The sequence below is a fragment of the Allochromatium warmingii genome, assembly GCF_900107145.1.
Classification (GTDB): domain Bacteria; phylum Pseudomonadota; class Gammaproteobacteria; order Chromatiales; family Chromatiaceae; genus Thermochromatium; species Thermochromatium warmingii.
The window spans coordinates 60,838-74,822 of the sequence record NZ_FNOW01000001.1; the positions used below are offsets into that span (position 1 = coordinate 60,838).

Below are 13,985 nucleotides of genomic sequence, written 5' to 3' on the forward strand. Positions count from 1 at the left end.
AAAACAATTCAACGAATTTCAGGTTTTTGATGGCTCTTCGGCAGCGGTCGCCGCCGCGTGATGATGGTCTGCAACAATGCCGTAACGATCAATTTTGACGTACAGACTTTGCCGACTCAAGCCCAGCAATTCGGCAGCTGAGGCGCGATTATCACCCGTGAGTTTGAGCGCCGCTTCAATACACAGCCGCTCAATGGTATCAGTCGATTCGCGCACCAATTCCTTGAGCGGCACGCGCCCAACACGCTCGGTGAGCTGATCGAGCCAGCGCGTTTGCTCCGGCGTGGTCGGCGGTTCGCTATGCAGGCGTCGCCCAATATCACGGATGAAAAAGCCAAAATAGGGCCGCTCGCTGCTGCGCACGGCTGCGGCTGAGAGTTCGATTTCAGTGATCGTGCCGTACTCGCCGCGTAGCAGGGTCGCAAACAGTCGCACCGTTGTATCTTGGCGCAGATTGGCCATGAGCACGTTCAGATCCACGCCTGGACGACCCAGCCAGCGGTCGAGTGGCTCGCCGCGTGCTTGCTGTTCAGTGGCGATTTCGGCCAGATTCAAAAAAGTGCTGTTAGCCGTCAAAATGCGCCCGTCGGCATCGGTGATGACCAAGCCATCGGGCGCTTGCTCTAACACATGCAGATACCGCGCTTTGACATCCGGCGGCGCATTGGCGGCGGATTCGGACAAAATCGGCGACAGGCGCACCAGCAAAAATGCAGCGTTTTCTTGCCGCAATAACGAAGCGGCAACGAGAAATTCTTCCGCTCCATCAACCAGCCGCGCCCGCACATCATCGCCACGCCCAGCCGCCCGCACGCCCGCGAGTAAGCCGTTGATGGCTTGGGTGCTATCGGTATCAAAGCCTTCGGGGAACGGACGACCGATAATCCGCGTCGGTGCTTCGCCGAGCAGTTGACCGGCGGCGGGATTGGCTTCAACAACCCGCTGCGTCGGCGCGTCGATGATGAGAATGGCTTCAGCGACCATGCGAAACAGCAGCCGATAGCGGGTTTCGACTTGGCGAAAGCGCCAATAATCGCGCTCTAGGGCTTGCTGGGCGTCGATTAACTGCTGTTGCAGCGCCGCCAAGCCTTGCAGATTGCGCCCCAGCGCGATGATCGGCCCGTGTGCATTTCTGAGGCGCAGGGCGCGATATTGAATCGGGATCTCAATTCCACGCGCACTGCGATGCGTGACCTGTCGCCAGCGCGTGATCGACTGATAACCCGCTTCATCGAGCAAGGCTTCCAGATTCGGGCGGGTGTCGAGCGAAACGGTCGCCAACCACGGCTGGCCAATCCAATCGCCGCCGAAATCGGCGCGTAGATCGTCGCTGCCAAAGGCGACCTCTTGCACCATCCCAGCGGCATCAAGGGTCACAGCGACATCGGCCAGCCCTTCGATTAAGGCCGCCGTCGTGCTGGCATCGAGGACGCCTAAACGTTCAGTCATCGGGGTGAACGGACTCACGCGCTCCAGACCCTCCACGGCCATCGGGGGCGGCCCGTCGCGCTCCAAGTCGGCGCAGTCAGTTCAGCCATGATGGCAGTGGATTCCTCAGCGATCGTGCAACATTTTGGCAGGTGCGCTCCGAGCGCAGTACAACAAGCGACGGTTCGAGCCAGCACACAGGCGCGGTTCAATTCCCTATTAGAGTTAAGAAATGCGAGATCAGGCACAGACCAGCATACACAATGGTTCCCAATTCGGGGCTAGTCGCTATTTTGGTAGCTTGCGCGGCGTTGTCAAGTCAGGTTTACGTAAAGTTTGGTTGACGCCTTAGAGAAAGCAGACTAGATTTCCGCTCACGATTCAGTGAAGATTGACGGGATCTTTTTATCCCACAATGTTGACCTCGCACACACGATGACCCAAGATTCCGCCTCCAAGCCCCCGCGTCGGCCACTCTACACCCCAGAAGAGCGGCGGCGACGGGATGAATCTGTCTGGACAATTGTTCAGGGCATTCTTGCGCCAGTGCAGTTTTTGGTCTTTTTGGTCAGTCTGTTTTTGGTGCTGCGCTATCTGCTGACAGACTTTGGCTATGAGGCGGCGACCATTTCGGTTGTCGTCAAAACGTTAGTGCTCTACACCATCATGATTACCGGCTCGATCTGGGAAAAGGTCGTCTTTGGCAAATATCTCTTTGTTGAAGCCTTTTTCTGGGAAGATGTATTCAGTATGTTGGTGCTGGCGCTGCATACCGCCTATTTGGTCGCCGTCTTTACTGGACTTGACCACCAGACCCAGATGTTCATTGCGCTCGCCGCTTATGCGACCTACATCATCAATGCCGGTCAGTTTTTAATCAAACTGCGGGCGGCACGGCTCGATAGTCAGCGCATGGATGCCGAGCGCACCGAATCCGTCCCCAATAGCGGCGCACTGGCCGGAGCTGCCGAATGAGCGCCCCGGAGATTCGCTGCGAACAGGGACAACGGCAGGTGTTCTGTGGCTTGTCCGGCATTGTCTGGCTGCATCGCAAGATTCAAGATGCCTTCTTTTTGGTCGTTGGTTCGCGTACCTGCGCCCATCTGCTGCAATCGGCGGCCGGCGTAATGATCTTTGCCGAGCCGCGTTTTGCGACCGCGATTTTGCAGGAACGTGATTTAGCGGGTCTCGCTGACTGCAATCAAGAACTCGACCGCGTGGCCGCCGAAGTGCTGGAGCGCCGTCCCGACATCAAGACGCTGTTTTTGGTCGGTTCCTGTCCGTCCGAAGTCATCAAGCTCGATCTGGGCAAGGCCGCCGAGCGGCTGTCCGAGGTCTATCGCGGTCGCGTGCGCGTGCTCGATTATTCGGCCAGCGGTTTAGAAACCGCGTTTACGCAAGGCGAAGATGCGTGTTTGCAGGCGCTGCTGCCCGAATTGCCGACCCGTCCGGCGGGCGAGCGGTCGCTGTTGATTGTCGGCACGCTGCCGGATGTGGTCGAGGATCAATTCAAGCGGTTATTTGCCGAGTTGGGCATTGGCCCAGTTGAGTTTTTGCCGCCGCGTCATGCGACTGACTATCCATCGGTCGGCAGCGGTACCCTGATGTTGCTGGCGCAACCCTTTGTTGGCGAGACCGCACGGGCGTTGCAACAGCGCGGCGCAACCCTGCTCACCGCGCCCTATCCGTTCGGTATCGAAGGCACCCGCGCTTGGCTCAAGGCCGCAACGGATGCCTGGGGCATCGCCGCCGAGCAGCTAGAGCGCGTCACAGCGCCAGCGATTGCCCGCGCTCAAACCGGACTGGCGCGGCAGCGTGACATCCTCGCTGGCAAGCGCATCAGCTTTTTGCCGGATTCGCAGTTAGAAATTCCGATGGCGCGGTTTCTTCAGCGTGAATGTGGCATGGAGTTAGTTGAGGTCGCCACGCCGTTCTTAGATCGTCAGCTCATGGAAGCCGAATTGCCGCTGTTGCCGCCGGATCTGCATCTGACTGAAGGGCAGGATCTCGATTTGCAACTCGACCGGCTCCGCGCCGCTCGCCCCGATCTCACCGTCTGCGGTCTCGGGCTGGCTAATCCGCTCGAAGCCGAGGGCTTGCGCACTAAATGGTCGATTGAACTGGTGTTCACGCCGGTTCACGGGTTTGACCAAGCGGCCGATTTAGCCGAATTGTTTGCACGCCCGCTGGTACGCGGTGCGCTTCTGAAGGTTTGATGCCATGCAGTTGACACTCTGGTCGTATGAAGGGCCGCCGCATGTGGGTGCGCTGCGCATTGCCGCGTCGATGACGGGCGTGCATCTGATTCTCCATGCCCCCCAGGGCGATACCTATGCCGATTTGCTGTTCACCATGATCGAGCGCCGCCCATCGCGCCCGCCGGTGAGCTATACCAGTTTTCAGGCGCGTGATTTGGGACGCGATACCGCTGAGTTGTTCAAAACGACGGTTGAGGCGACCTACGAGCGGTTTAAGCCTGAGCTGATTTTGATCGGCGAATCCTGCACTGCCGAATTGATCCAAGATCAACCCGGAGCACTGGCGCAGGGCATGGGACTGCCGGTGCCGGTGTTGCCGCTGGAATTGCCTGCTTACACGCGCAAGGAGAACTGGGGCGCAAGCGAGACCTTCTATCAGATGGTGCGCGGATTGCTGAAAAACCGCGTTCCCGCGCCCGGCACTGCGCGTGAATTACGCGCCGCCGGTACGCGCCCGACCGCGAATCTGCTCGGCCCGACCGCGCTCGGCTATCGCTGCCGTGACGATAGTTTAGAAGTCACGCGCCTGCTCGATTCGATTGGCATTGGCGTCAACGTGGTCGCGCCGCTCGGTGCATCACCGGCGGATTTACTGCGCCTTCCGGAAGCGGATTTTAACGTCTGTCTCTATCCCGAAATTGCCGATCAAGCCTGTGATTGGCTGCGCCGCAGTTTCGGTCAGCCGGTGGTCAAGACGGTTCCCATCGGCATCGGCGCAACCCATGAATTTCTGCACGAAGCCGCCCGCGCCGCTGGTCTGGAACTGGACACGACGCCCGCGCCAATCTCGTCTAGAATGCCTTGGTACTCGCGTTCGGTCGATTCGACCTATCTGACCGGCAAGCGGGTATTTATTTTCGGCGATGCCACCCATGTGGTCGCGGCGGCGCGCATGGCGGCGGATGAATTAGGCTTCACGGTCGTCGGGCTAGGCACCTATGCCCGCGAATTTGCCCGCGAAGTGCGCGAGGCGGCGAAACGCTATGGCGTCGAGCCGTTGATTACGGATGATTATCTTGAAGTCGAAGCCAAGGTCGCCGAACTGCATCCCGAATTAGTGCTCGGCACCCAGATGGAACGCCACATCGCCAAGCGGTTAGGCGTGCCCTGTGCGGTGATTTCCGCGCCGGTGCATATTCAGGATTTCCCGTCGCGCTATGCGCCACAAATGGGCTTCGAGGGGGCCAACGTCATCTTCGATACTTGGGTGCATCCGTTGATGATGGGACTTGAAGAACATCTCGTGACTATGTTCCGCGAGGATTTTGAGTTTCACGACGGGGCAACACCGTCGCATCTCGGATCGACAGCGGCACGCTCAAATCCAGCACCTGAGACACCGACCGCACCGATGCCTGCTACTGCGGCGGCGGATGCTGGGGGAATGGTGTGGGCAGCGGACGCCGAGCAGGAACTGAAAAAGATCCCGTTCTTCGTGCGCGGCAAAGCCAAGCGCAATACTGAGCGTTTCGCCGAGGAACGCGGGATCCAGACCATCACTGTGGAGACGCTCTACGATGCCAAAGCGCACTTCGGCCGCTGATCAGACGCGCCCCAACGCGACTCCAGTTCGCGTCGTCATCATCAATCTCGATGGCCATTTAGCGGGAACGACGCAACGTGCGCTCCCGCAGGTGCAGCGCGATCTGCCGGGGTTGCAGTTGAAGCTGCACGCGGCCACCGAATGGGCGGACGATCCGGCTTCACTCGAACGCTGCCAGCAGGACATCGCCGCCGGTGACATCATCATGGTCACCATGCTGGTCATGGAAGAGCATTTTAAGCCGATCCTGTCGGCACTCGCCGCCCGCCGCGATCAGTGTGATGCAATGATCGTCTGCATGTCGGCCTCAGAACTGATGAAGCTGACGCGCATGGGCGGCTTCAGCATGGACGGCTCTTCCAGCGGTGGCCCGATGGCGCTGCTCAAGAAACTGCGCGGCAATAAAGAGCGCAAGCAAAGCGCCGGTGCCCAGCAGATGTCGATGCTGCGCCGTATCCCGAAGCTGCTGCGCTTTATCCCCGGCACGGCGCAAGATGTCCGCGCTTATTTCTTAACGCTGCAATATTGGTTGGCCGGTTCTGATGAGAACCTAGCCAACATGGTGCGTTTTCTCGTGGATCGCTATGCCGCTGGCGAGCGGGCGCATCTGCGCGGTTCGCTCAAGGTCGCCGCGCCGGTCGAATATCCTGAAGTCGGTCTCTATCATCCGCGCATGAAGGGCCGCATTTCCGACAAGCTCAATCAGTTGCCCGGCATTCAGGACGCGAAAAAAGGTCGTGTCGGGTTGCTGCTGATGCGGTCGTATGTACTCGCCACCAATACTGGGCACTATGACGGCGTGATTCAGGCGCTCGAAGCGCGTGGCCTGCATGTGATTCCAGCCTTTGCTAGTGGTCTGGATGCACGTCCGGCGATTGAAGCCTTTTTTATGCAGGATGGCATCGCGACCGTCGATGCGGTGGTCTCGCTCACTGGCTTTTCACTGGTTGGCGGCCCGGCCTATAACGATTCGCACGCTGCCGAAGAGATTCTCAAGCGGCTCGATGTACCCTATCTCTCGACGATGGCGGTTGAGTTCCAGACGCTCGATCAGTGGCAGGAATCGGCGCAGGGTCTGATGCCGGTCGAAGCGACCATGATGGTGGCGATTCCCGAACTCGACGGCGCAGCCGGATCGCTGGTGTATGGCGGACGCAACGGCGGCGGCGCAGACGATGGCGCACGCGATATGCAGGCCCATCCTGAGCGCACGCAGATGCTCGCGGCGCGGGTTGAAAAACTGGTGCGGCTGCGGCGGGCCGAGCGTGCTCAACGCAAGGTTGCAGCGGTGCTGTTTAACTTCCCGCCAAATGCCGGCAATACTGGCACCGCCGCCTATCTGTCGGTATTTGCGTCGCTCTATAACACGCTGGTCGCGCTGGAAGCAGCGGGCTACAGCGTCGATCTGCCGGAAAGCGTTGACGACCTGCGCGAACGTATTGTCAACGGCAATGCTGCACGTTATGGCGCACACGCCAATGTCCACACGCGCATTCCGGTCGATGATCATGTGCAGCGCGAACCCTATTTAGCCGAGATCGAGCAGCAGTGGGGATCTGCGCCCGGCAAGCAGCAGAGCGACGGCGCGTCGATCTTTGTGCTCGGTGCCCAATTCGGCAACGTGTTCGTCGGCATTCAGCCGTCCTTCGGTTACGAAGGCGACCCGATGCGCCTGTTGTTCGAGAAAGGTTTTGCGCCGACTCACGCCTTTACTGCTTTCTATCGCTATATCCGCGATGATTTCGGCGCTCATGCAGTGCTGCATTTCGGTACGCATGGGGCGCTGGAATTTATGCCCGGCAAACAGGCCGGTATGTCGGCTGAATGCTGGCCGGATCGCTTGATTTCGGATCTGCCGAATATTTATCTCTATGCCTCGAACAATCCGTCCGAAGGCACGATTGCCAAGCGCCGTTCCGCCGCAACCCTGATTAGCTACATCACGCCGCCGATTGCTCATGCCGGATTGTATAAAGGCTTGATTGATCTCAAAGGCTCGATGGAGCGGTGGCGGTCGCTGCCGCCGTCTGAAGTCGATGAGCGCACCTCGCTGGCTGAGATTATCCAAGCCCAAGCCGCCGCGCTGGAGCTGGCGCAGTTAGAACCGGCGTGGACAGAAGCCGAGATTGCAGCGCGGATCGCTAAGCTCAACGAAGATGTGTTGGAACTGGAATACACCCTGATTCCGCACGGTCTGCATGTTGTCGGTGAATCGCCGACCGCAGAAGAGCGCGTCGATTTGTTGATGGCGATTGCCGAATCAACAAAAGATATTCGCCCCGAACGCGCCGCGCTCGAAGCTCTGATTGCCGGGAAATCGCCGGATAAGGCGCTGAAAGCGGGCAAGATGGCGACCTCTGAAGAATATGTCACGCTGTTCCGCGAGCTGGCCGAAATCGACCGCCTGTTAGTGCAAGATACGGAAATTCCAGCGATTTTGCGGGCACTCGATGGGCGCTTTATTCCGCCCGCACCCGGCGGCGATCTGTTGCGCACGCCGGCGATTCTGCCGACCGGACGCAATCTGCACGGCTTCGATCCGTTCCGCTTGCCGAGTCTGTTTGCCGTGAAAGATGGCTTCAAACACGCGGCGCTCTTGATCGAACGCCATTTGGCCGAGGGCAACGGCTTCCCCGAAACCATCGCGCTGGTGCTCTGGGGTACCGATAACCTCAAGACCGAAGGCGGCCCGATTGGTCAGGCGCTGGCGCTGATTGGTGCGCGGCCACGTTTCGACAATTATGGGCGGCTGGCGGGTGCGACCCTGATTCCGCTGGAAGAACTTGGGCGGCCACGCATTGACGTGGTGATGACGCTTTCGGGCATTTTCCGCGATCTGTTGCCATTGCAGACCAAGCTATTAGCGGATGCTGCCTATCAGGCCGCCTGCGCTGACGAGCCGGTTGAGCAGAACTTCATCCGCAAGCACGCGCTGGAGTATCAGCAGGCGCATGATTGCGATCTGGAAACCGCCGCTTTGCGCGTGTTCAGTAACGCCGATGGCGCTTACGGGGCCAACGTTAATCACCTGATCGACAGCAGCACCTGGGACGACGAAGGCGAGCTGGCCGAGACCTACACCCGCCGCAAGAGCTTCGCCTATGGCCGCTCAGGTAAGCCGGTGCAGCAGGCCGAATTGCTCAAAAGCTGTCTCGGTCATGTGCAACTGGCCTATCAGAATCTCGATTCAGTCGAGCTGGGCGTCACCACAGTTGACCATTACTTCGATACCCTCGGCGGGATTGCCAAAGCAGTCGGTCAGTACAAGGGCGATGAGGTACCGGTATACATCGGCGACCAGACACGCGGTGATGGCGTGGTGCGCACGCTGGCCGAACAGGTCGCGCTCGAAACGCGCACGCGGATGCTCAATCCCAAGTGGTATGAAGGGATGCTCAAGCACGGCTATGAGGGCGTGCGTCAGATCGAGGTGCATGTCACCAATACGATGGGCTGGTCGGCGACGACCGGACAGGTTGCGCCCTGGGTTTATCAGCAGTTGACCGAGACCTTTGTGCTCGATGACGAGATGCGCAATCGGCTCGCGGCGCTCAATCCAACCGCGTCGGCGAAGGTCGCCAATCGGCTGATCGAAGCCCATGAACGCAATTATTGGTCGCCCGATGAAGCGACGCTCGAAGCACTGCGACGTGCAGGAGAAGAATTGGAAGATCGGCTCGAAGGTGTGTTCCAGGAGGCGGCAGCGTGACGGTGCAGGCATCATCCAGCGGCTTTCACTTGCCCAGTCATCCAGACGGCGAGGGCAGTGTGCAAGTCCAGCTTGACCCGGAGATGCAGATTGAAGGCGCTAAGGTCTTCGCTGTGTATGGTAAGGGCGGCATTGGCAAAAGCACCACCTCGTCGAATCTGTCGGTCGCGTTTTCTAAGCTCGGCAAGCGCGTGCTTCAGATCGGCTGTGATCCCAAGCATGATTCGACCTTTACCCTGACCAAATGTCTGGTGCCGACGGTCATCGACATTCTGGAATCGGTGAATTTTCACGCCGAAGAGTTGCGCCCGAGTGATTATGTTTATGAAGGCTACAACGGCGTGATGTGCGTCGAGGCTGGCGGCCCGCCCGCTGGCACCGGCTGCGGCGGTTATGTGGTCGGGCAGACGGTCAAGCTCTTAAAACAGCATCATCTGCTCGAAGATACTGATGTGGTGGTGTTCGATGTGCTCGGCGATGTGGTCTGCGGTGGTTTTGCCGCGCCGCTGCAACATGCTGAACGGGCGCTCATCGTCACCGCCAATGATTTCGACTCGATCTTCGCCATGAACCGCATTGCGACCGCGATCAAAGCCAAGTCCAAGCATTACAAGGTGCGACTCGGCGGCGTGATCGCGAACCGCAGTCGCAACACCGATGAGATCGACCGCTTTGCCGAAGCTGTTGGACTCAAGCGGCTGGCCCATCTGCCCGATCTGGACATCATCCGCCGCAGTCGGCTGAAAAAATCGACCGTGTTCGAGATGGAGCCGGAGCCGGATTCTGGTCTGGAAGCCGCGCAACAGCAATATTTGCAACTCGCGCAGCAACTGCTCGATGGCGTCGAGCCGCTGGAGGCCCGTCCGATGGCCGACCGCGACATCTTCGATTTTTTGGGGTTCAATTGATGTCAGACGCCTCTTATCAAGAACGACGCGGCAAGATCGAGACCTACTTTGATCGCACGGCGGCGGATGCCTGGTCGAAGCTGACCTCAGACGCGAAAGTGAGCCGCATCCGCGAAACTGTGCGGGCTGGGCGCGATGATATGCGCCAGACGCTGTTGAGCTGGTTGCCCGAAGATCTTAGCGGCAAGCGGCTGCTGGATGCAGGATGCGGTACCGGAATGCTGGCGGTTGAAGCAGCGCGGCGCGGCGCTGAAGTGGTCGCCATTGATGTCGCCCCGACGTTGATTGAGATTGCTCGTGAGCGCCTGCCCGCCGATCTCGGGTCGGGGTCGGTCGATTTTCAGGCTGGCGATATGCTCGATCCGGCACACGGTCAGTTCGATCATGTGGTCGCAATGGATTCGCTGATTCACTATCGCTCGGCGGATGTCGTCAAGGTTTTGGCGGGATTGGCCGCTCGCACACGCGGTTCGATAGTTTTTACCTTCGCGCCGCGCACGATTCCGTTGACGATCATGCTGGCAGTCGGTCAGCTCTTCCCGCGTAGCGACCGCTCGCCGACCATTGAGCCAGTGAGCGAAGCGCGGATGCGCGGGTTGATCGCGGCTGAATCCGGGCTGAGTGGTTGGCGGCCCGAGAGGACACGGCGCATCACCGTCGGGTTCTATATGTCTCAGGGGCTGGAGCTGATCCCGAACTGAGAGACTGCTGTACGACGTGCGCGATGGCGGTTGCGTCCATCGCGGCGGTTGGGTGTGGAGCCTGAGCGAGCGGTCGCGTTCAGGCCATTGAAATCGCAAGCTGTGTTTCGCTACGTTGATCGTCTTGGATTGACGTGATCCATGACGGTCGTCGCGCATCGGTCTAGCCGGTTGTTTCGGTTAGCTTTTTACTCCTACGGAGGTTCATTCATGTCTGCTGCCCTCACTACCAATATGGACGTTGCCCAGCTCACCATCTGGGCATTCTGGTTTTTCTTCGCCGGTCTGATTATCTATCTGCGTCGTGAAGACAAGCGCGAAGGCTATCCGCTTGATTCTGACCGCACCGAACGCTCCGGCGGTCGCGTCAAGGTTGTCGGCTTCCCCGATCTGGCTGCACCTAAGACCTTTGTGCTGCCGCACAATGCGGGCACCGTGATGGCTCCGCGTGTTGAGACTGAGACGCCGATCAACGCCACGCCAGTCGCGCCCTTCCCAGGTGCGCCCTTTGAGGCTAATGGCGATCCGATGCTCTCCGGTTTTGGCCCGGCGGCTTCACCGGATCGTGCCAAGCATTGCGATCTGACCTTCGAAGGTCTGCCGAAAATTGTACCGCTGCGTGTGGCGACCGATTTCTCGATTGCCGAAAAAGATCCGGATCCGCGTGGCATGACCGTCGTTGGTCTCGATGACACTGTTGCAGGCACCGTGACCGATGTTTGGGTTGACCGTTCCGAGCCGCAAATTCGTTATCTGGAAGTCAAGGTCGCCGCTGGTGGCAAGAACGTGCTGCTGCCGATTGGCTTTAGCACTTTCAACAAAAAGACCCGTACCATCAAGGTTCGCGCCATCAAAGCCGCGCACTTTGCCAATGTTCCGGCCCTGTCCAAGCCAGACCAGATCACGCTGTATGAAGAAGATAAGGTCTGCGCCTACTACGCTGGCGGCAAACTCTACGCCACCGCTGAGCGTGCTGGCCCTCTGTTGTGAGAGAGTACGACTTCGAGCCCATCCCGGGCTTGCCGGAGCGCCTCCCCCTCGGGGAGGAGGTGCTCTGGCAGGGTTCGCCGAACTGGAAATCTCTAGCTCGGCGGGCTTTTCATGTCCGTAAGGTGGCTATTTATTTCGGCATCTTGGCGGTGCTGGCCGTGGTCGTGGATGCTTCGGACGGCTTGACGCTGGCCAGCTTGCTTCAGGGATTGACTTGGATTTTGCTGCTGGCGGCGGTGTCCATCGGTGCTCTGACGTGGCTGGGTTGGTCAATGGCCCGCTCCAGCATTTACACGATTACCAATCGGCGCATCGTCATGCGCATCGGCGCAGCCTTGCCGATGATGATGAATTTGCCGTTCAAGCAGATCCGCTCGGCGGATTTGCGCGTCTACGAAGACGGGACGGGCGATATTCCGCTGCTGCTTGATCCCACCGCCAAGCCGTCCTATATGGTGTTTTGGCCGCATGTCCGGCCGTGGCATTTTGCGCCGGTGCAGCCGATGTTGCGTGCCATTCCCGATGCAGCGCAGGCAGCGGGGATTCTCGCCGAGGCGCTCACCGGCTATCTGGAAGCGGAAGCGGTCGCGCAAGACGCGGCCGACACCAGTGCGGCACCTGCTGTAACCCCAACCCAATCTTGATGAGGTCGTGAGTGAGTGATGCATTCGAGGGGCGTGCCTTTCCGAAGGGCGTCCTGATCGCCGTGGCCGCCCTGCTAGGATTTACCATCGTAATGATCGGGGTGGCGCGGCTGACTGGCTACATGATGCCGCAAGCGCCATTTTTGGCCGAAGTAGAGTCGCGTGATATTCGTTTTGTTGAGCAAGCGGATGGCTCAATGGCGGTGCGCGATGCGGCAACCGAGAAACTCATTCAGACTCTGCCGCCCGGCGGTGAGGGCTTTGTGCGCGGTATGTTGCGCAGTTTTGAACGTCAACGCAAAGGCTATAAAGCTGACATCAGCGAACCCTTCCATCTAGCGCGGCGTGAAGATGGGATGTTGACGCTCGAAGACCCGATCACCGGCATTCGGCTCGATCTGCGTGCTTATGGCGTGGACAACGAAGCATCCTTTGCGCTATTCATGCCCTCAGCGGCGGTGCAGCGATAGCATTCCGGTCGCTGGCTGAATGCGGCTGCTCGCTTATAAACGGCTCGTTCGCGGGCCGTTCTCCGCTTGTTTAGGACGCCTGCGGCGTCCGCCATCCTCTACGCCGACCACCTCCGAGACGCGGTTTAACGCATGGCTGATTACGGTTTTCCCCTCCTGTTTGCGCTCGGTCTCTGGTGGTTTAGCACCGGCGTGGTGCTTTATCTGGATAACCTTCCGGGCCGCACCTTTCGCTGGACATTGGTGGGCGGTTCGATTGTGCTCGCCATTGCGATCTTTACCCTAGTCATCAGCAGTGCGGCGACCAGCGTGTTTGGTGCCTATGTTGCCTTTACCTCAGGCGTGGTGATCTGGGGCGTGATCGAGATGAGCTATTTTACCGGCTTCATCACTGGGCCACGCAAAACCCCATGTCCGCCCGGCTGCTCCAAATGGCAACGCTTCGGCTTGGCGATTCTCACCAGTCTGTATCATGAATTGCTGATTCTCAGCACCGTGCTGTTTATGGCACTGATTACTTGGGGTGAGCCGAACAAGGTTGGTACCTGGACGTTCGTGGTGCTCTGGGTGATGCGCTGGAGCGCCAAGCTCAATCTATTTTTGGGTGTGCCCAATCTCAACGAAGATTGGCTACCCGAACCGCTGCGCTATCTCAAAACCTACATGGTCAAGCGGGCGATGAATCTGCTGTTTCCGCTCTCGGTGACGCTGGCGACGATTGTTGATGTGCTGATTGTGTTGCAGGCGCTCGCGCCCGAGGTCAGCAGCGCGGAAGCGGTCGGGCTGATTTTGGTCGCCAGTCTGCTTGGCTTGGCGATTCTGGAGCATTGGTTTTTGGTGCTGCCGCTGCCCGATGAGGCGCTGTGGGCATGGGCGCTGCCATCGCATCCGTCCGCGCCTGTGAATCCGCCGTCGGGCGCGGCTGAAAACGATCCGGTGACACCGCACCGCGCTGTTGCGTCATCTTAGCTCAGGTACGCGGGAACTTTTCCCATCGCAGGCGATACGCTGGAGTGCGCCGCCAAGTCTCGTTATACTCCCCGCTCGATTATCGCGAGCCGTCGCATGTGTGTGCTCGCGATGTACGCCGAATGCTTTTACCCTGAATGCGCTGGCGCGGTCGCTGTTTTCCGTCTTGTTGTGAAGAAGATGGGTCAATCCAGCGGCCTGTTACGGCCTGTATTGTGGTCAGGTGCTTGTGCGCATGCTGCTGGCGACAACGAGACTGGCAACGATTCACATTTTGATTCGATGGATGACAGACATGGCGCCTCCTCTCCCTGCGAGCCTTCCATTGGAATTTCTTGAACGACACGATCTCGCTGCCCCCGGGT

At 59.1% G+C, this 13,985-nt stretch carries 11 protein-coding genes; 10 read left to right on the forward strand and 1 reads right to left on the reverse strand.

Going from position 1 to position 13,985, the window contains the following annotated elements; translation table 11 throughout:
• Positions 1–18: 18 nt before the first annotated feature.
• The gene (gene ppsR, locus BLW10_RS00290; RefSeq protein WP_091331382.1) at positions 19–1,491 is read right to left on the reverse strand and encodes a transcriptional regulator PpsR; all 1,473 of its coding nucleotides are present in this window, start codon (positions 1,489–1,491) and stop codon (positions 19–21) included.
• Between the two features lie 372 nt (positions 1,492–1,863).
• On the opposite strand from ppsR, the gene bchF reads away from it, so the two are divergent.
• From bchF to puhE, 10 genes are all read left to right on the forward strand, one after another.
• Complete coding sequence (gene bchF, locus BLW10_RS00295) at positions 1,864–2,403, forward strand: 2-vinyl bacteriochlorophyllide hydratase (protein ID WP_091331383.1); 540 nt, start codon at positions 1,864–1,866, stop codon at positions 2,401–2,403.
• Positions 2,400–3,644, forward strand: a complete 1,245-nt coding sequence (locus tag BLW10_RS00300; protein ID WP_091331385.1) for a ferredoxin:protochlorophyllide reductase (ATP-dependent) subunit N — start codon at positions 2,400–2,402, stop codon at positions 3,642–3,644. The genes bchF and BLW10_RS00300 overlap by 4 nt, the downstream gene beginning before the upstream one ends.
• Before the next feature lie 4 nt (positions 3,645–3,648).
• Positions 3,649–5,229, forward strand: a complete 1,581-nt coding sequence (gene bchB / locus BLW10_RS00305) for a ferredoxin:protochlorophyllide reductase (ATP-dependent) subunit B (protein WP_091331387.1) — start codon at positions 3,649–3,651, stop codon at positions 5,227–5,229.
• Positions 5,204–8,938 carry a magnesium chelatase subunit H gene (locus BLW10_RS00310; protein WP_091331388.1) on the forward strand — a complete coding sequence of 1,245 codons (3,735 nt, stop codon included), beginning with the start codon at positions 5,204–5,206 and terminating at the stop codon, positions 8,936–8,938. Before bchB ends, BLW10_RS00310 begins: the two co-directional genes overlap by 26 nt.
• An 83-nt stretch (positions 8,939–9,021) precedes the next feature.
• Positions 9,022–9,846, forward strand: a complete 825-nt coding sequence (bchL, locus tag BLW10_RS00315) for a ferredoxin:protochlorophyllide reductase (ATP-dependent) iron-sulfur ATP-binding protein (protein ID WP_245709037.1) — start codon at positions 9,022–9,024, stop codon at positions 9,844–9,846.
• A complete protein-coding gene (gene bchM, locus BLW10_RS00320) occupies positions 9,846–10,547 on the forward strand; it encodes a magnesium protoporphyrin IX methyltransferase (RefSeq protein ID WP_091331391.1) in 702 nt (233 codons plus the stop codon). The genes bchL and bchM overlap by 1 nt, the downstream gene beginning before the upstream one ends.
• A 210-nt stretch (positions 10,548–10,757) precedes the next feature.
• Positions 10,758–11,537, forward strand: coding sequence for a photosynthetic reaction center subunit H (puhA, locus tag BLW10_RS00325; RefSeq protein WP_091331393.1), 780 nt, complete (start codon positions 10,758–10,760; stop codon positions 11,535–11,537).
• Complete coding sequence (gene puhB, locus BLW10_RS00330) at positions 11,534–12,181, forward strand: photosynthetic complex putative assembly protein PuhB (protein ID WP_091331395.1); 648 nt, start codon at positions 11,534–11,536, stop codon at positions 12,179–12,181. Before puhA ends, puhB begins: the two co-directional genes overlap by 4 nt.
• 11 nt (positions 12,182–12,192) lie before the next feature.
• Entirely contained in the window at positions 12,193–12,651 is a 459-nt protein-coding gene (gene puhC, locus BLW10_RS00335; RefSeq protein WP_091331396.1) for a photosynthetic complex assembly protein PuhC, read from the forward strand.
• Between the two features lie 132 nt (positions 12,652–12,783).
• Positions 12,784–13,620 (forward strand): putative photosynthetic complex assembly protein PuhE, encoded by an 837-nt coding sequence (puhE, locus tag BLW10_RS00340; RefSeq protein ID WP_245709031.1) that lies wholly within the window; start codon positions 12,784–12,786, stop codon positions 13,618–13,620.
• The last annotated feature ends 365 nt before the right edge of the window (positions 13,621–13,985 follow it).

Coding starts and splice junctions, on each gene's coding strand:
- BLW10_RS00300 (WP_091331385.1), top strand. CDS start 2,400: ATGAGCGCCCCGGAGATTCGCTGCGAACAGGGACAACGGCAGGTGTTC.
- puhE (WP_245709031.1), top strand. CDS start 12,784: ATGGCTGATTACGGTTTTCCCCTCCTGTTTGCGCTCGGTCTCTGGTGG.
- bchL (WP_245709037.1), top strand. CDS start 9,022: ATGCAGATTGAAGGCGCTAAGGTCTTCGCTGTGTATGGTAAGGGCGGC.
- puhA (WP_091331393.1), top strand. CDS start 10,758: ATGTCTGCTGCCCTCACTACCAATATGGACGTTGCCCAGCTCACCATC.
- bchF (WP_091331383.1), top strand. CDS start 1,864: ATGACCCAAGATTCCGCCTCCAAGCCCCCGCGTCGGCCACTCTACACC.
- bchB (WP_091331387.1), top strand. CDS start 3,649: ATGCAGTTGACACTCTGGTCGTATGAAGGGCCGCCGCATGTGGGTGCG.
- BLW10_RS00310 (WP_091331388.1), top strand. CDS start 5,204: ATGCCAAAGCGCACTTCGGCCGCTGATCAGACGCGCCCCAACGCGACT.
- ppsR (WP_091331382.1), bottom strand. CDS start 1,491: ATGGCCGTGGAGGGTCTGGAGCGCGTGAGTCCGTTCACCCCGATGACT.
- bchM (WP_091331391.1), top strand. CDS start 9,846: ATGTCAGACGCCTCTTATCAAGAACGACGCGGCAAGATCGAGACCTAC.